At 67.1% G+C, this 17,840-nt stretch carries 16 protein-coding genes; 13 read left to right on the top strand and 3 right to left on the bottom strand.

The annotated features are described in order from the left end of the window. Positions 1–106: 106 nt before the first annotated feature. From AB0L53_RS44425 to AB0L53_RS44415, 3 genes are read left to right on the top strand one after another with little or no spacing between them, the layout of a single operon-like run. Entirely contained in the window at positions 107–949 is an 843-nt protein-coding gene (locus tag AB0L53_RS44425) for a sugar phosphate isomerase/epimerase family protein (protein ID WP_364008212.1), read from the top strand. Further along, complete coding sequence (locus tag AB0L53_RS44420; protein WP_364008209.1) at positions 946–1,707, top strand: SDR family NAD(P)-dependent oxidoreductase; 762 nt, start codon at positions 946–948, stop codon at positions 1,705–1,707. Before AB0L53_RS44425 ends, AB0L53_RS44420 begins: the two co-directional genes overlap by 4 nt. 32 nt (positions 1,708–1,739) lie before the next feature. Beyond that, complete coding sequence (locus AB0L53_RS44415) at positions 1,740–3,041, top strand: MFS transporter (RefSeq protein WP_364008206.1); 1,302 nt, start codon at positions 1,740–1,742, stop codon at positions 3,039–3,041. A 454-nt stretch (positions 3,042–3,495) separates the two neighbouring features. Here AB0L53_RS44415 and AB0L53_RS44410 read toward each other — a convergent pair whose 3' ends face one another. Continuing rightward, positions 3,496–3,987, bottom strand: coding sequence for an RICIN domain-containing protein (locus AB0L53_RS44410; protein ID WP_364008203.1), 492 nt, complete (start codon positions 3,985–3,987; stop codon positions 3,496–3,498). 681 nt (positions 3,988–4,668) lie between these two features. Between AB0L53_RS44410 and AB0L53_RS44405 the strand changes: the two genes are divergently transcribed. After that, entirely contained in the window at positions 4,669–5,439 is a 771-nt protein-coding gene (locus AB0L53_RS44405; RefSeq protein WP_364008200.1) for an SMI1/KNR4 family protein, read from the top strand. A gap of 101 nt (positions 5,440–5,540) precedes the next feature. Here the strand turns inward: AB0L53_RS44405 and AB0L53_RS44400 are convergent, their stop codons facing one another. Next, entirely contained in the window at positions 5,541–5,999 is a 459-nt protein-coding gene (locus AB0L53_RS44400; protein ID WP_364008197.1) for a hypothetical protein, read from the bottom strand. A 264-nt stretch (positions 6,000–6,263) separates the two neighbouring features. On the opposite strand from AB0L53_RS44400, the gene AB0L53_RS44395 reads away from it, so the two are divergent. From AB0L53_RS44395 to AB0L53_RS44365, 7 genes are all read left to right on the top strand, one after another. Further along, positions 6,264–9,758: a WD40 repeat domain-containing serine/threonine-protein kinase gene (locus AB0L53_RS44395; RefSeq protein ID WP_364008194.1), complete on the top strand. Its 3,495-nt coding sequence runs from the start codon at positions 6,264–6,266 to the stop codon at positions 9,756–9,758. 320 nt (positions 9,759–10,078) lie between these two features. Beyond that, positions 10,079–10,360, top strand: coding sequence for a hypothetical protein (locus AB0L53_RS44390; protein ID WP_364008191.1), 282 nt, complete (start codon positions 10,079–10,081; stop codon positions 10,358–10,360). Between the two features lie 80 nt (positions 10,361–10,440). Further along, positions 10,441–11,982 carry an amino acid adenylation domain-containing protein gene (locus AB0L53_RS44385; protein WP_364008188.1) on the top strand — a complete coding sequence of 514 codons (1,542 nt, stop codon included), beginning with the start codon at positions 10,441–10,443 and terminating at the stop codon, positions 11,980–11,982. Next, positions 11,979–13,259 (top strand): hypothetical protein, encoded by a 1,281-nt coding sequence (locus AB0L53_RS44380; protein WP_364008185.1) that lies wholly within the window; start codon positions 11,979–11,981, stop codon positions 13,257–13,259. Before AB0L53_RS44385 ends, AB0L53_RS44380 begins: the two co-directional genes overlap by 4 nt. Positions 13,260–13,291: 32 nt before the next feature. Further along, positions 13,292–14,068 carry an enoyl-CoA hydratase-related protein gene (locus AB0L53_RS44375; RefSeq protein WP_364008182.1) on the top strand — a complete coding sequence of 259 codons (777 nt, stop codon included), beginning with the start codon at positions 13,292–13,294 and terminating at the stop codon, positions 14,066–14,068. Positions 14,069–14,092: 24 nt separating this feature from the next. After that, positions 14,093–14,602: a sigma-70 family RNA polymerase sigma factor gene (locus AB0L53_RS44370; RefSeq protein ID WP_364008179.1), complete on the top strand. Its 510-nt coding sequence runs from the start codon at positions 14,093–14,095 to the stop codon at positions 14,600–14,602. Continuing rightward, positions 14,602–15,321: a zf-HC2 domain-containing protein gene (locus AB0L53_RS44365; protein WP_364008176.1), complete on the top strand. Its 720-nt coding sequence runs from the start codon at positions 14,602–14,604 to the stop codon at positions 15,319–15,321. Before AB0L53_RS44370 ends, AB0L53_RS44365 begins: the two co-directional genes overlap by 1 nt. A 272-nt stretch (positions 15,322–15,593) precedes the next feature. Here the strand turns inward: AB0L53_RS44365 and AB0L53_RS44360 are convergent, their stop codons facing one another. Then, positions 15,594–15,767 carry a hypothetical protein gene (locus tag AB0L53_RS44360; RefSeq protein WP_364008174.1) on the bottom strand — a complete coding sequence of 58 codons (174 nt, stop codon included), beginning with the start codon at positions 15,765–15,767 and terminating at the stop codon, positions 15,594–15,596. 406 nt (positions 15,768–16,173) lie between these two features. Between AB0L53_RS44360 and AB0L53_RS44355 the strand changes: the two genes are divergently transcribed. Continuing rightward, positions 16,174–16,848 (top strand): hypothetical protein, encoded by a 675-nt coding sequence (locus AB0L53_RS44355; RefSeq protein WP_364008171.1) that lies wholly within the window; start codon positions 16,174–16,176, stop codon positions 16,846–16,848. A 150-nt stretch (positions 16,849–16,998) separates the two neighbouring features. Further along, the gene (locus AB0L53_RS44350; protein WP_364008168.1) at positions 16,999–17,256 is read left to right on the top strand and encodes a hypothetical protein; all 258 of its coding nucleotides are present in this window, start codon (positions 16,999–17,001) and stop codon (positions 17,254–17,256) included. Positions 17,257–17,840: the final 584 nt, after the last annotated feature.

Here is a 17,840-nt window from a genome sequence, read left to right as displayed (position 1 = left end):
TAGCGGGGGTGCGTGAGCGGACTTGGACATTACAGACAGACTTATCCTCTAATTCCCATTACGGGAGTATTTCGCTCCCCTATGCGTCAGCCAGACGGGATGTGAGATGAAGCTCGGCGTCTACTCGATATGCCTGCCGGATCTGACCCCGGCGCAGGGCATCGCCGCGGCCGCCGCGGCCGGGTACGCCGGGATGGAGTGGCGAGTGGGCGACCTCCCGGCCCCTGGGGACGCGCCCGGCTTCTTCCGCGGGAACCGATGCACCGTACCCCCGGACCCGGCGGCGCTCGCCGCGGTGGCGCGAGAGACGCGTGCGGCCGGGCTGACGGTCATCGGGCTCGGTGTCTACATCGACCACGGCGACGTCGGAAAGGCTGAGGCCGCACTGCGGCTGGCCGCCGGCGTGAACGTGCCGTGGATCAGGCTGCGCGCGCCTTGGCGGGATGCGAGCAGCCGGTACGGCGCGCAGTTCGCCGCCGCGGTGGAGTTCTTCTCCCGGGTGGCGGAGCTCGCCGAGCGGTATGGCGTCATGGCGCTCATCGAGCAGCACCAGCGGACCATCTGCCCGAGCGCCTCGCTCACCGAGCGGCTCGTGTCGCGGTTCGATCCCGCGTACATCGGCGTGATCTACGACGCGGGGAATCTCGTGCTCGAAGGGTACGAGGATCACCGCATGGCCCTGGACATCCTTGGCCCCTACCTCGCCCACGTCCACGTCAAGAACGCGGCCTTCGACCGGCCCACCGGCGGCGGCGTGTGGACACCTCGCTGGACGCCGATGGACGACGGCGTGCTCGACGTCCCCGCGCTCCTGACCGAGTTGGACCGCGCCGGATACGAGGGCTGGATTTCCGTCGAGGACTTCAGCACCGACCGGACCCCCGTCGACGCGCTGCGCTTCAACGCCGAGTTCCTGCTCGGGCACGGCAGAAAGGGAACCATTTCATGAACACGCAATCCGTGGCCCTCGTCACAGGAGGGGCCGGCGCGCTCGGCGCGGCGATCGGAGCGCGGCTGGCCGAGGACGGCGCCGACGTGGTGCTCGTCGACATCGACGGCGACCGTGTGGCGCGCCAGGCCGATCGGCTGGCCAGGGAGACCGGCCGTCCCGTGGTGGGCCTGCGAGCGGACGTGGCCGATCCCGACTCCGTCCGCGCGGTCGTCGAGCGGGTCGCCGATGGCTTCGGCCGGCTCGATCACGTGGTCAACAACGCGGCGCTCAACCGCCGAGCCGACCTCGCCTCGCTCACCGAGGCCGGGTGGGACCCGGTGATGAAGGTCAACCTGTGGGCCCCCGCGCTGCTCTGCCAGGCCGCGGTACCACTGTGGAAGGAAGCCGGCGGCGGCCGCGTGGTCAACATCGCCTCCCGCACCTGGCTCAGCGGCGGGCCGCTCGCCTACACCGCCTCCAAGGCCGGCGTCGTGGGGCTCACCAGGTCGCTCGCCCTCGAACTCGCCCCGCTGGACGTCACCGTCAACGCCGTCGCGCCGAGCATGGTCGTCACGCCGTTCACCCGGGCGGGGCGGAGCGAGGCGGAGTTCGACGCCTTCCTCGACAGGCATCGCGCGATGACCCCGCTCGGCCGCCTGGCCTCCCCGGACGACGTGGCCAACGCGGTCTCCTTCCTCGCCTCCGACCGGGCCGCGTTCATCACCGGCGAGGTGCTGCACGTGTGCGGCGGCGCCCAACTCGCACCGTCTCCCTGATTCACCCCATCTCAACTGGAAGTAGTCCCGACATGTCCGCACAGGACCCCGGTCTCGCCGCGAAATCCTTCAGCGCCGGCACCGCACTCCCCCACGTCTCCGCCAGGCGTGCCTGGACCGTACTCGGCATAGTGGTCGCCAGCCACGCCGTCGTCTTCCTCGACAAGGCGCTGCTCGGGCTGACCGCGCAACCGCTGATGCGGGAACTCGGCCTGAGCAAGGCCGAGTTCGGCTCCATTTCCGGCGCTTCCTATCTGCTCTTCGGCGTTACCTGCCTGATCGCGGGCTACGTCGCCGACCGATTCTCCGTCCGGTGGGTCCTGCTGGCCTGCGGAGTGATGTGGGCGCTTGGGCAGATACCCGCGATCTTCGCGGTCAGCGGCGCGATGCTCTATCTCAGCCGGGTCGCGGTCGGCGCGGCCGAAGGACCCGCGCAGCCGCTGTCACACGTCGCCGCCTACTCCTGGTTCCCCAACGAGCGACGGGGCCTGCCCGCCGCGCTGATCACCTGTGGGACGTCCATCGGCAAGTTCGCCCTCGTCCCGCTGGTCGCGTTGATCATCGCCCAGTTCGGCTGGCATGCGGCGTTCGTTACGGTGGGACTGCTCGCGCTGGTATGGAGCGGGCTCTGGCTCGTGTGGGGTCGGCTCGGGCCGTACGGGGACACGTCGACCACTGCGGGAGGCTCAGAACCGGCCGTCTCCTGGTGGCGGATCGTACTGAGCGGGACCTTCATCGGCAGCTTCGCCGCCGTCTTCACCCAGGGCGCGCTGGCCGCGGTCATCTTCACCTGGCTGCCGTCCTACTTCCACGAGGGGCTCGGCTTCTCCATCACCACTGCCGGCACGCTGTTCACCGTGCCGAGCGCGATGGCCATCGTCTCGCTGCTCTGCGTCGGGCCGATCACCGACAGGCTGCTCCGCAAGGGCGTGCCCTCACGCCTCGCCCGCGGCGTCTTCGGCGGCTGCTGCCTCATCGCGTCCGGGCTGATGTTGATGCTGCTCTACTGGGTGAGCTCGCCGGTTCTCGCCATCGTGGTCCTCACTCTGGGGTACGGCCTGTCGACCACCGTCAATGTCATCGCCAACCCCTCGCTCGCCGAGATCACCCCGGTCGCCAAGCGGGCGCGCGCACTCTCCGCGCTGGTCGCGCTGGGATCGCTCGCCGGGGTCACCAGCCCGATCTTCACCGGCTGGCTGCTCGACATAGCCGACACCCAGCAGCGCGGCTACGCCGAGGTGTTCCTCGTCTTCGGGGCGCTGGTGGCGCTCGGCGGGCTCTGCTTCGCCGTACTCGTCCATCCGGAACGGGACCGGCGCAGGGTGATGGGCTGATCCATCGGAGCCCGGCCGGCGGACCGACCTCGTCCCGCTCCAGGTCGTCCGCGACATCTTCGGCCACAACGACACCGAAGTGACCACCCACGTATTGGAAGGCGGCAACGGAGGCCATCTCCACTGCTCTCCTGAGCAAACAGCTCCCGGTGGCTCCCGAAGACACCGACTGAAAATCGAAAAGCACAAGGCCCCTGACAGCGTAATGCCTGTTCAGGGGCCTTTAGCTTGCAGAGCCGACGAGAGGAATCGAACCCCTGACCTTGCCCCTCGTCTCGTTTGTCTCAACGGACAGCGCGGCGATCGCCGAGAACAACACGGCGATCCCGTCGACGGTACGCGACACCCGCGGCTCCCGAGGAAGTCGTGGATGAACAGGCTGAGCGCTAATGCCGCGAGGATGACGGGCTGGGCACGCCACGCCAACTCGGGCAGCGTAGAAGCATCACCGGCGTCAGGCCCAGCGGAAGGCCTGGTTCCAGACCGGGCGGCATGCCCACATCTGCAGTGGCGTGCCGTTCTTCGACGTCCTCCCCCTCGCGTCCAGGCATTTGTTGTTCAGACGGCTGCGAAGCGTCTTGTAGCCGTCGAACTTCGAAGAAGACCAGTACCACTGCTGGTTGGCATTGCCGGTGCACTTCCACATCTGGACCGGGGTCTTATTCTTGGGGCCGTAGCCCCGCACGTCGAGACACTTCCCGTTGAGCGAGTTACGGATGGTGCCGTCCTTGAGCATGACCCATAGCTGGTTGGCGTTCTGGTTGCACTTCCACAGCTGAACCTGCACTCCATTCTTGGGGCTGAAGCCGCGTACATCGAGGCACTGGTTTGCCGTTGCGATCTGGATCCGCTTGGTGTCGTCCGCCGCGGCGGGACCCGCGGCCAAGGCCACCCCCGACACCACGACAGCCAGCACGGACGCCGTCTTCAGCAATACACTGCTCATACTGTTCTCCACGATCCTTTCGAGTCATTTTCCAGTGGCCCGGCGATCAATCCGTTGCCGAACCCAGATCCACCCCACGCACAGCGCCCGCGGAGCCGCCACCGGTATGCCGCAGTCACCGAGAGCGGCGGCCACCGCTGGCGCCGCAGACGCTTGGAAAATCCACGCCGATGGCCACTGCGGCCAGGCCGGCGGCTGGTGTGCCAACTGCCTTGCCGGCGTTTAATCCGCACGTTGTGGATCACGACGTATCAGATGCCACTTCTCTTCCAAATGTTCACATTGGTTTCAGGAGTTGTTTAACCAAAGCCTGCCTGCGGAGGTTTGGGGAGGCGGGCGGACTTGATGCGGTTTGGTGGACATCTGACCGCATCTCGCGTGCGTGGAACGTGGAAACCTCGTCGAAGTCCAGGCCGCCGTGGTGGTCTGGTAGGCCGATCGTGAGAGGGGCGGAACTCCTCGGCGGGACAGGATGCCCATGAAGCGGATACCGGTGGCCGAAAGGCAATGGAACCGGCAGCCCCGAAGGCACTCGATCACCTCAACGCCCGGCTTGCCAACCACCGATCCTGGCCAAGGCCAGGCACGCTAAGATCGTTCGCCCGTGTGGCTCCCAGCACAGCACCGCGGCGTGGTCCTAATCGCCGCTGTCACTGGGCCTTCGCTGGCATTCTGTCGTGCATGTCACATGACGATCTGATCCAGCGCATCCGTAGACGGGCCTGGGATCCCGCACGCCGCCATGACCGGGTCTACGTCCCGCTGGACTGGCTCAAACGTGAGTACGGGGAGAACATCTGGAGCCGCATCCACCACACGCGGCAGCCGATCCGTGAAAGCGGCAGCATAACCCAACTCAGCTTTGACGACCCCACACCTGATCACCTCATCAAAGCGGCCTTGGAAGCAGGTGCCCCCGAAGCCGTCAGGTACTTCAGTGATGTCCTGCATGAGCCACCGTACCCACCGGTCTCTGAGGCGGACTTGCGCGCCTGCGAACAACGCATCGGTCACGAGTTACCCGAGCTCCTGCGGAGGGTGTACACGGAGGTGAGCAACGGCGGCTTCGGCCCCTCCTATGACATCCTGCGCCTTCCGTCTGGAGGACACCGGAAGTACGAGGGCGGGCCGGACGCGCTCGAAGAATACGAGAAATACCCGGAGGTGAGCAGCGTGCTCGGGTTTCCTCTCGTGCCCGCCGGATGCTCCATGCACTGGTACATGTCGCTCACTCAGCCCGATAACCCTGTCTGCCTCTGGGATGGCGACGGGTGGGACTTTCCCGAGGAGCAGTCGCCTGAGGTCGCGATCGTGACCATTGTCCCGTCCTTGGCCGAGTGGTTCGACGGCTGGGCCAACGGATACGACTGGTACAGCCGGCTGAGGAACGACACCAGCGGGAAGCCATCTGCCTCGCTGGAGGGCGACGCGTGGACGAGCCCCCCTTTCTAGCTCATGTTGCACACGGTACGGCGACCATCCCGGAGCCGGAGCGCCCGCCTGAGGCCTGGTCGTCACAAAAGTTCACCGGGCGGCCTTGGATGCACGACAATTCAGCGAAGTGACGTTTCACCAACGGCTGCGAGCAGCAGGATCGGAAACTCCGGATCAGCCTGACCGACTGCGAGTGCAACCCATCGGCCGGCTCCCGGATGCCAGACGGTCATTTCGCCGCTGAGCTGGCAAAGCTCGCTCATCGGCTCAGGCGCTGGGATCTCACTCTCCAGGTAAGGCCCCAGATCGATCACCTCAGGTCGGCCCCAGCGCGACGTCAGGGCGGTCGCCAGTGCCTCGAATGCGGCGGCGATCTCTTCTTCTGCCGCCTCGACGACATCCTCGCTGCGGTCGTCCCAAAAGTCCTGGCTGGACTTCAGGACGAACATGTGGTGGCGCTGTCCGCTGGAGTGATAGCCCTCCCACGTCCCTCTGGCCGGTACCGTTCGTTCTTCTTCGCTCGGAAAAGGGCGGGCCAGAAGACCATCGACAGTGGAGAGTCGATCTTCCGTGGTCATGCGATAAGGCTAGAGGCCCGTTGAAGGCTGTTGGTCACCGCACCAGTCTGGCGGCCCGGGCCACTGCCGCAGCCACGTTGTCCGGTGGACCGGCAGTCGATCACCCCAACCACCTACGGCGAGGCCTTAGAGCCCGGGGGCGAGCTCCGCGATGCTGAGCCGCTGAGCCATTGGAACCTCCGTGGTTTCCCGGGTTAAGCCGACACGACGGATAAGGCGGTCGGATGTAACAACTTCGGGCAAAGAATCTTCATCTAACGCGCCGTGGACGCACTGAGCGCGGGGGATCCGCAGCACATCGGGGACTACTGGCTGGCTGGACGTCTCGGCTCGGGCGGCCAGGGAGTCGTGTACGAGGCCTACGACCCCGAGGGACGCAGGGTCGCCATCAAGGTGCTGCACGCGTCGGAGAACAACGGCAGCCGCGACCGCTTCGCCAAGGAGGCGGCCGCGGCCGGCAGGGTGGCCTCGTTCTGCACGGCCCGGGTGCTCGCCGCCGACCTGGAGGCGAGCAAGCCGTACATCGTCTCGGAGTACGTGGCGGGACCGAGCCTGCGCAAGGCCGTGATGGACGGGCGCAAGTTCACCGAGGACGACCTCCACCGGCTGGCGACGGCGATCGCCACCGCGCTGACCGCGATCCACGACGCGGGCGTCATCCACCGTGACCTGAAGCCGGACAACGTGCTGCTCAGCCCGGACGGCCCGCGCGTGATCGACTTCGGCATCGCCCGGACCATGGACATGTCGCTGACGAAGACGGGCGAGATCTCGGGCACGCCCAGCTACATGGCGCCCGAGGTGTTCATCGGGCAGCGCGCCGGGGCGCCCGCCGACGTGTTCACGTGGGGTGCCGTCATCGTGTTCGCCGCCACGGGGGAGGACCCGTTCAAGGCCGACACCCTGGGCGGCATGATGCACCAAGTGCTGTCCTCCTCACCGGATCTGCGGAGGTTGCCGCCGCGGCTGGCCCCGCTGGTGGCGGCCGCGATGGCGAAGGAACCCGCCGCCAGGCCCGCGGCACGCGACCTGCTGCTCGCGCTGGTCAGCGGCAACGCCGCCGACACCAAGGGCCTGCTGGCCGCGGGCATCCGCTCGGCGCAGGGCGTACACGGGCTCGACCAGGGTGATCCCGCGCTGGGGACGATCGCGGAGGACGCCTTCACGGCGCTCACGCCAGAGGAGCGCGAGCTGGCCGCCGAGGTGTTCCTGCGGATGGTGACCGTGGACGAGGACGGGTACGAGAGCGGGCGGTGGGTCTCGCGCGAGGAGCTGTACGGCGGGCGCCCAGAGCGCGAGGCGGCGGCGGTCGAGCGGATCCTGCGGGCGTTCTCGTACGTGGTGACCACGAAGGACACCTCGGTCGCGTTATCCAGGCCCGCGCTACTGAGGGCCTGGCCGCGGCTACGCATGTGGGTCGACGCCGACCGCGACGGCCTGGCCGTACTGGGTCAGATCTCCGCGGCGGCCCGGCACTGGTCCGACAACGGCAGACGGGACGGCGACCTGCTCCAGGGCAGCCGTCTGGAGCAGGTGCTCAGTTGGGCGGCGACCGGCCGCCGTCACGTGACGCTCACCCCCGCCGAGCGGGACTTCCTGCGGGCAGGCACCGAACTGACCAGGAAGCGGACCCGCCGCAGGACGCTGACCACGATCGCGCTGGCCGGGCTGCTGGTCGTGGCCATGGTCGCCGGAGGGCTGGCCGTCTATCAGCGGCAGCGGGCCACCGAACAGCGTGACATCCTCGCCGCCAAGCAGGTGGCGACGGAGGCCGACCGGATGCGCACGACCGACCCGGTCAAGGCGATGCTGCTGAGCGTGGCCGCCTGGCGGGTCTCACCGCAGATGGAGACCCGATCCAGTCTTACCGCCTCCCTGCAGCAGCAGGAGACGGCGGTCTTCCGCGATCCCCTGGTCAAAGGCCTGGCCCATCGCACCCTCAGTCGCGACGGCCGCACACTCGTCAGCGTCAGCGAAGCCGGCGTGAACGTCTACGACGTCCGCACCGGCAAGCGCACCGGTGGCTGGGCCGGGCTGAGGCTGAAGGACGGGACTCCCCAGGAGCCGGCGCTCAACAAGAGCGGCCGTCTACTCGCCCTGACCATCGGTTCAGAGCTCGGCGTCTGGGACCTCACCTCGGGCAGGCAACTGGTGCGGCGCTCCCTGCCGGAACCCGGCGGATTCAGCGCGATCTGGGGTGAGCACGAGTCAATCCTCACCGTGATGTACCAAGGCGAAATCGTCTACCTGTTGGACGTGGCGACCGGCAAGCAGTTCGGCAAGACTCCCTACACGGACGGCAGCCTGGTCCCGTCGCAGCCTCCGCTCGTCGATCCGACAGGCAGACACCTGCTGATGACGGGTGGGCGCTTCGACGAGCTGGCGCTGCCGGGATGGACCCCGGAACGGCGCCTGGCGCCCTGCCGCGTTCACTTGGACGTGGCGGCTTTCACCCCGGACGGCAAGACCATCGCCTGCGCGAACGCCACGATCGCGCTCGTCGACGCGGCGACCGGTCGTGAGCACAAGCATGGCGGTGACGACTGGGCCTGCGACATCTGCACGAAGTCCGGGGCCAAGCTGCGCTTCAGCCAGGACGGGGACTACCTGGCCGCCTTCGCTGAACGCGAGCTGCGCGTGTGGAAGGTCGCCGATCGCAAGCAGATCCTCACCTACCGGGCCGAGGACGAGCTGACCGACCTTCGGTTCGACCCCGACGGCAAGACCCTGCGTTACCTCTACGACAACATGGCCATCAGCCTCGACCTGTCGCCGAGAGCCGACGCCACCCATGTCCGGAAGGGAGTGGCGAAACTCAGTCCCGGAGGACGGTGGGTGGCAATGGAGGATCCCGATCAGAAGCGCCTCGGGCTCTGGGACCTGCGCAGCCGCAAGGAGGTGGCGACGTTCCCGCTCGGCGAATTCGGGGCATGGGGATTCGACCGGACCGGCACACGCATGCTCATCGCCGACATCACGAGCGTGCGGCTGATCGACCTCGCGACACGCAAGAAGCTCTGGCAGATCTCCACGCCGCACACGAACACGAACAATCCCGAGCGTGTCGACTTCAGCCAGGACGGCAAGACGATCGCACTCACACTCGGGCCATCCTCCCAGGAGGGCAGCTTCCGGCTACTCGTGCTGGACACCGCCGGTGGGCGCGTCTTGCGCACGTTCAGCTCGCAGATCGACGGCGGGCCGTACACGCCGGACGGACGCCTCGCCTCGACTTTCGGAAGGTTCATCGACCTCACCGCCGGCAGGCCGGTCGACGCGGCCTTCGATGTCGTACGCGGTGTCTCGGCAGTGGCCGTCAGCGACCAGGGGCGGCTGGCGTTCAGCGCCGGTCCGGCCGGCCGCATCGCGATGTGGACGGTCCAGGGGCCGACCCCGATCACGCCGGTCCTACGCGGGACGACGGGTGAGATCGCGGAACTGGCCTTCTCCCAGAAGGGCGATCTGCTCGCCAGCGTGACCACGGACGGCATCCTCCAGGTCTGGGACGTCAACGCCATGCGGCGGCTCGGCGGCACGTTCAACCTGCACGGCTCCCAGATCACCTCGCTCGCCTTCGGCCCAGACGACTCCACCCTCTACGCCGCCGACTGGGGTTCCGTCTACCAGGTCCCGATCGGTGCCGAGCGGATCGTCCAGGACGTGTGCCGCCGTGCCGGGCACACGCTCTCCCCGGCCGACTGGGCCGCCTTCCTCAAGGACGTGCCCTACCGCGACATCTGCCCGACCAGGCAACCCTAGGGACGATCAGCGCTTCGATCATGCGCGGTGGGGATGAAGGAGGGACGGTCTCCGGCTGCCGCCCCGCCTACTGGGACGGAACCGGCTACGCCTTCGCTGACGCCATCACCGAGCCTGCGGCCGGCCATTGGCGAGCCCGGGATCCTCATCGAGAACACGGGCTCGCGCGCCGCAGACGGCCCAGCTGACCACTCCTTTTCTTCCGCTCGGACTTGTCGCGGCGCCCACCGAAGTGGATACGGATCAATGGATCGAGCCTGGCCAGCGCACCCAGCGTGATCACGCCCTGATAACGGACGCCACCATCGGCGGTGGAATGCTTGGCCCACGTGGTGGCCAGCACCGCCTCCGCGACTTCCTCCGCAGCGCGTCAGGTCGAAGGCGGCATCGTGCGCTTTACGGCCGGCGACACCTCTGTCGACGTCTCCATTGGAGCCGACGACGCCGCCGGCATCGACTACTCGAACCAGGTGCTCCATAGCGGCACTTACCTCGCCAATGCCGAACAACTGCGGTGTGACACCCGGCAGGCGCCGGGGTGGTTACCGAGACCCCGTCGCAGCCAGGGCGAATCGATTGCGAAAAGTTCACCTCATCGTTGAACCGGGTCGGCGGCTACATCGTTTCGAAGATCAGCCAAACGCGGACAGCAAGCTCACGTCGACTCAGCGGGAGACTTCCAGTGACACTGCGTCTGAATCGCTCGGCTCTCGTCGATCTTCCTTCTGCGGATCGGATCCTGTTCCAGAGTTTCGGCGCCGGCCCGGAGGCCGCCCCGGCGTTCGACCGCATTCACCATGCCTTCGAGGCCCACGCCAAGGCCACGCCGACCGCGACCGCCGTCACTCATCTCGGCGAGAGCATGACCTACCTGGAACTCGACCGCCGCGCCGACCGCCTCGCCGCGTCGCTCGCCCACCGTGGCGTGCGTCCCGGCGACCGCGTCGGCCTGTTCATGACACGGTCGATCCCCATGGTCGTGGGCATCCTCGCGATCTTGAAGGTCGGCGCGGCCTACGTGCCGCAGGATGTCCGGATCACCCCGGCCGTCCACCTGCGCCACATTGTCGACACGGCCTCCGTCAAGGTGATCCTGACCTCCTCTGATTCGGCGCCGAGGATTCCCGCCGGCGATCGTCACGAGGTCATCGCGGTGGACCAGGTCCCGCGCTCGGGCGAGTGGTCCTCGCGAGTCCCGGGCGGGTCGGGCGACGTGGCGGTGGTCATCTTCACCTCTGGGACGACCGGTCATCCCAACGGTGTCAACGTGACCCACGCCAACCTGTGCAACATCCTGCTCAACGAGCCGGGCTCCCTGGGAATCGGCCCTGACACCAGGGTGGCCCAGATCCTCAACATCGCCTTCGACATGGCGGTTTGGGAGATCCTTGGAGCCCTGTCGCACGGCGCCACGCTCGTTATCCGCGGCAACGACATCGAGGAGACCGTTCGCGACGTCGACGTCGTCATCGCCACCCCGGGAATCTTGGGCTCCCTCGACGCCTCTCGGTGCCGCAACGTCAAGGTGGTCGCGGTCGCGGGCGAGCGCTGCCCCCAGCATCTGGCGGACACCTGGTCTCGCTTCAGCGCCTTCCACAACGCGTGCGGACCCACCGAGGTCACCATCGTGAACACGATTCAGCGCTACGATCCGCGACGCCGCGTCCTGACCATCGGCAGACCGCTGCCCAACACCACGGTCTACATCCTCGACCAGAACGGCAGGCCATGCCCGATCGGCGAGATCGGCGAGATGTGGGCGGGCGGCGCTTGCGTGACCGCGGGCTACCTTGGAAACGACGTCGTGACCATGCAGAGGTACCGGCCCGATCCCTTCCGTGGCGGCGGCCACATGATGTTCCGCACTCGCGACCTGGGCCGCTGGACACCGGACGGTGAGCTGGAACACCACGGCCGCACCGACGACCAGGTGAAAGTCAGAGGCTTCCGGGTCGAGCTGGACGCGGTCACCGGCGCACTGGAGCTGACCGCGGACTGCGCCCGCGCCACCACGGTCCTGCGCGAGGGCGAGCTGATCGGCTTCGTCAGCCCGGCGAGCGTGAACGTCGAGGCGGCGAGGAAGTCCGTCGAGCAGTCGCTGCCGTACTATTGCGTGCCCTCCCGCGTCGTGGCCGTGGACGAGCTGCCGATGACCGACCGCGGCAAGGTCGACAAGAACGCCCTGCCCGACCTGATCGACCCGCTGATCGACGTGGTCGCATGACGGTCGTGCGCTCCTTGTCGGATGCGCTCGAACTGCCTCCGCCGCGCTCGGCGATCAGGATCCTCGGCAGTGGCCGGCGCTGCATGCACTACAACCGGCTCGCCGCCGTCGTGTTGGCCGTCAACACAGGGTTCCTCGTCCACGCGATCACCGCCGGCTGGTGGGCCGACCCGAGCACCCTGTCCCTCCTGGTGGTCGCCAATGTCACCCTGGCCGTGCTGATCCGCCAGCAGTACGTCATCAACCTGCTCTTTCACGTGGCCACCGATGCCCCCGTCCGCTGGCCGCTGGCGGTCCGCCGCATTCTGGGCAAGGTCTACCATTTCGGTGGACTACACGTCGGCGGGGCGGTCGCGGCCACCTTGTGGTTCGCCTTCCTCACCGGGGTGATGACCGTGCGCCCCGCCGGGGTCTCCGCAGCGCTGCTCACGCTCGCGTACGCGATCCTGGCGCTGCTGCTCGCGATGGTGGTCTTCGCGCTGCCCTCGCTGCGGGCGCGGCTCCACAACGTGTTCGAGGTCGTGCACCGGTTCGGCGGCTGGACGGTGCTCGCCCTGTTCTGGACGCATGCGCTGCTGACCGCGGCCCACCAGGCAACGTTCTGGGCGCTCACGGCCATCACCCTCAGCGTCGCGCTGCCGTGGCTGCGCCTGCGGCGCGTGCCTGTCCGGATCTCCAGGCCGTCGTCGCACGTGGCCCTACTCGGGTTCGACTACGGCGTCACGCCGTTCGCGGGCTCGTCGACCACCGTGAGCCGTAACCCGCTGATCGAGTGGCACTCCTTCGCCAATGTGCCCGCCCCCGGCAGGAATGGCTTCCGGCTCACTGTCTCGCGTGCCGGCGACTGGACGGGGTCGCTGATCGACGACGGTCCCTCTCACCTGTGGGTCAAGGGCATACCGACGGCCGGCGTCGGCAACATCGACAAGCTGTTCGCGCGCGTCGTCTGGGTGGCCACGGGCAGCGGCATCGGCCCGTGCCTGCCGCACCTGCTGTCGCGCGACACGCCGTCGCGGCTGGTCTGGTCGACACGGCACCCCCACACGACATACGGCGACGAACTGGTGGAGGAGATCCTCGCCGTGCAGCCAGACGCGGTCGTCTGGGACACCGATGCCAAAGGCAAGCCCGACCTTCTGGCCCTGGCCTACCGGGTGTATGTGGAGTTCGACGCCGAGGCGATCATCTGTATCTCCAACAAGAAGACCACATGGCACCTCGTCGAACAACTTGAGATGCGGGGTGTCCCCACGTACGGAGCGATCTGGGATTCCTGACCTGACAGCGCGTGATCTCTGGAGGACGTTCCATGGCTTTTCGAACACTGACGGTCGACGACAAGGATGAGGTCGTGACGCTCGCCATTGACAGGCCCGGCGTGCTCAACGCCCTGTCCTGGCAGACCCTCACCGAGCTGCGACGCTTCCTCACCGGCCTGACCGGCTTCCGCGGGATGATCCTCACCGGTTCGGGAGAACGCGCCTTCGTCGCCGGTGCCGACATCCGGGAGATGGCGGCGATGACGCCGGAGGAGGGCGAGGAATTCGGCAGGCTGGGCCAGGAGGTCACCCGGCTGATCGAGGCGGCGCCGTTCCCGGTGATCGCCTGCGTGAATGGGTACGCGCTCGGGGGCGGGTGTGAGCTGGCCATGGCCTGCGACTACATCTATGCGACGGCGGACGCCGTATTCGGCCAGCCGGAGGTACGGCTCGGGCTGATCCCCGCCTTCGGCGGATGCGTGCGGCTGCAACGTCACGTCGCCCCCGGCCGGGCCCGGGAGATGATCTACACGGGCCGCAACGTCGATGCCGGGGAGGCCCTGCGGATCGGCCTGGTCAACCGGGTGTTCGTGACCAGGGAGGAGATGCTGGAGGCGGCGTACCAGTCGTTGGCGCTGGTCTCAGCGAACTCGCCGATCGCCGTGGCGTTGTGCAAGGAGGCCGTCAACGACTCGCGCGGCCGGGAGATCGGCGCCGCGCTCGACATCGAGGCGCACGCTTTCCGCCGCACGTTCACCAGTGAGGACATGCGCGAGGGCACGCAAGCCTTCCTGAGCAAGCGAAGGCCCGTTTTCCCGGGAAAGTAACCCCCTTCTCACATGGGTGTGGACATGACCGATGCGCATGCGGCACTCCTGCGGGCACTGTACGACGAGCACGCGCCCGCGCTGTGGCGCTTCGTTGTCCGCTTGACCGGCGACAACCAGTTCGCCCATGACGTCGTCCAGGAAACGCTGCTACGAGCGTGGAAGAGCCCGGAGGTCTTCCACAAGGGTGAGACGGCGTCGCGCGCCTGGCTGTACACCGTGGCCAGGAACGTGGTGATCGACCATAGCCGCAGCGCTCGGGTACGCCGGGAGGTCGGCACCGACCGGCTCCCCGAAACGTCCAGCGCCGACCAGATAGACGCCACACTCGACGCCTGGCTGGTCACCGACGCCCTCGCGCAACTGTCGGAGAACCACAGAACCGTCATCGTGCGCACCTATTATGGCGGCGAATCCATCGCCGAACTCGCCGACGAGCTCGACCTGCCGCCCGGCACGGTGAAGTCGAGGCTGCACTACGCTCTCAGGGCCCTGCGACTCGCGCTGCAGGAGAGGGGGGTTACCACTCATTGATGTCCTCAACGGATCCGTACGCGGAATGGGACGCGGCGTACGTCATCGGGGCCCTGTCACCCCGCGAACGACTCGAGTACGAAGAGCACCTGAGTGGATGCGCCGCCTGCTCGCAGGCGGTCGCCTCGCTCGCCGGCATACCCGGCATCCTCTCGACCGTCCCGGCGGACCGCGCCCTGCGCCCGCCGCACGCCGACCCCTCGCTTGCCGAGGTGCCGGCGAGTCTGCTGCCCGAGCTGATGGACTCCAGCCGACGGGCCCGGCGGTGGGGCCGGATACGTGCCGCCGCGGTCGCCATCGCGGCGGCCCTTGCCGGGGTGATGGCGTCCCCGCTCCTGCTCGAGCGGCAAGAGGCCGCCCTGCCGATGCAGGCGTCCCCGCTCCCGCCCGAGCGGCAAGAGGCCGCCCTGCCGATGCTGCAGACGATTCCCAGCCCGGTCACCGCCGAGGTGCGCGTCATCCGGGAACCCTGGGGCACTCGAGTGGAGTTGACCTGCCGTTACGCCGTGCCCGCCGACCCGGCCCCGCCCAAGACGTTCGAGTACGCCATGTACGTCACCGACCTTCTGGGCAGCAGTACCAGGCTGGCCACCTGGATGGCGTCGCCCGGCACCACGACCATGCCCGTCGGCACGACCGGGCTGACCATGAAGCAAATCAGGAGCATCGACGTCCGGCTTACCAAGAACGGGCGCATCCTACTCGACAGGCACCTGTAGCGGCCGACTCCGAGGGCGACGCTCCGGTGCGCGCGGAGTCAGGATCGGGGTCGCCTCCCCCGCCTACCACCCGACATCAGGCCGCCGGATTCGGCACAGGGTCCCACGCCTTCACCCGCGAGGCTCAATCGCCTCCACCAAGTTCCCCATGGCAGACGACGGATGGTCATCGGGACACGAGCTCTGATCTCGAACACGGCGTTCGGCCAGCAGGAACGCCCGCCGTACAGCCTCATGGCGACGCGGCATGTATTGGCCGGGATCGATGGCTGTCAACGGTTCGACCCGATGACAGCCAAGGCCGGGTTTGTCGGGTCCGCTTGGGCGCGCAGGATCCGCCAGCACAGATAGATGCAGACGCCCAGCGCGGGCGAACCGCCCAGCAGCGTAGCGGCGATGCCGAGCGGAGTCACCTTCCCGGCCAGGTGGCTGACGGGGGCGAACACCGTGTTAGCAAGATCGCAATATTGTCCTGACAAACATGAAGCCCCTGAACCGGAAACACCAGTCCAGGGGCTTCATCTTGCAGAGCCGACGAGGGGAATCGAACCCCTGACCTTCTGTTTACAAGTGGGAGATCCACTTTCGATGCATATTGCTCTGATCAGCGACGCGAACGAGTGCCCCGGCTCGCGAGGGTCCAGGGGGCGGCGCAGCCCCTCTGGTTCACGCTCGCTCAACCGGCTTTTGCTCGGCGTCCCTCAGCTTTTCATGAGTATCGTGTGATTCGGGCGAGGGAGTGATCACCAACCTGACACCATGAAGTATTCATAGAAGGCGACGGATTGGAGTTCGGCCACGATGGCAGTTTCGTACCTCGTGCTCGCCCCTCCGGCACGGGGTCCCGACGTTGTGAACGACATCGATGACTTGCTGGCCGATCTAGAGGAGCAGGAGGGGGTCGACCTCATCTATGACGCGCTGGTGCCGCGCACCGAGCACGTGATCGAGCATCAGTACCGGGACGCAGACGAGACCGTGTGCTTGTCTCTGGCGAATGATGGCAAGACGCCTGTGGACTACCTCATACTCACCGCACCGGACGACGTCCTGGACCGGATGGTCGCCTTCTTGAAGACGCAACTGCCCGTGGTGAGCTTCGAAGATCTCCGCACTCGTGCGCATGAGCGGACGGAATCGGACCCTGGCGCGCTGGTGCGAATGGCCATCGCAGCCGAAGAACCAGATCAGGACTCGATAACCCTCATCCGGCAAGCCTTGCACAGCCCAGACCGTGACAGGAAGCATGCCGCCATCGAGGCGGCCTGCCTAACCGGCTGGCCGCTCTTTCTGGATGAGCTCGTCGACCTCTACCACCGACATCCTGAAACGGATACCCGTGCGCTGGCCGGTCGAGCAGCGCAGGCGCTGATCGGGAGAAACCCGACAGGGCCTTCCCACATTAACCAGCCACATGCCGATCGCCTCTGCCGTTGGGGCGTACCTGGTCCTGCATTCCAAGCAATCCCGACACCTCGTCGTGTTGCAGCTCAACGGGGCGGCAACAGATCGGTCCGTTTCGGCTGATGGGATACCTGGGCTACTGAGGGGGGCAGGGAGGAGGCGAGCTAGAGGTGAGCACCCTACGCTTCTGGGCTCGCGGGGGGCTAGTGGCGGACGGGCGACGCGGCGTGCCGGGACCGGACGGGACAGGCCGCACGCCCGGCGTGCCGGGGCGTGATGAAGTGCGGCGCCACCTGGTCGTACGTCATCCGTGTCAGGGACCCTGAGACCGGCCAGAGCAAGCCACGCTGGGTGAGCGGCTTCGCCATAGAGGACGACGCCAAGGCCCCCGTGATGAGGCCCAGGGTGAGAGCTCGGCGCGGCGAGTACATCGATCGGAACGCGATCATGGTCGCCGAATACCTCGCCGAGTGGATCGAGGGCCACGCCGTCCAGATCAAGCCGCACCCCCTCAAGGGCCATGCGACATGATCCGGCTCTACATCACACCCAGGATCGGCAGCGTCCGCTTGTAAGCACTACGCCCATCAGCGATCACCAAGTTCTACCGCGATCTGCTGACGAGCGGCGGCAAGAAGGGCGGCCCACTGGCGGCGAACACCGTAAAGCACGTCCACGCTGGACCCGCAGGGCCGCTCGCCCAGCGCGCATCGCTCGGCGATGCTCAGACGCAGCAGTAGCCTGGCAAGAACGCGGGCAGGCTGGGGAACCGTCTCCACATCGCCACGCCGGCACCCGGCGCATGCGGCCTCGTCGCCTCGCGAGGTCGGCGGTGTAGCCGCACTTCCGGCAGTCGGGGCGGTCATGTGGGTGAGGACTACGGCCAAGTAGCGACCGGACCAGTGGGCATTGACTCGTGATCTTGCCGGCTGTATAAATGGTGTATTTATGTGGCATTCGTCCTGGGCGGCGACATCGACATCCGATATGGGGATCGCTTGTTTCGCATTTCTACCTTATTGAAAAGGAGGATGCTGAACATGCGCCTCCGCACAGTTTTTGTGGGTACAGGATTCTCCATAGCCGCGATCATGGGAGTTGGCGTTCTGGCCCAC

Source organism: Nonomuraea sp. NPDC052129, assembly GCF_040680095.1.
Classification (GTDB): domain Bacteria; phylum Actinomycetota; class Actinomycetes; order Streptosporangiales; family Streptosporangiaceae; genus Nonomuraea.
The sequence above is the reverse complement of the archived record's forward strand: the minus strand, read 5'-3'. Positions and strand labels throughout refer to the sequence as shown.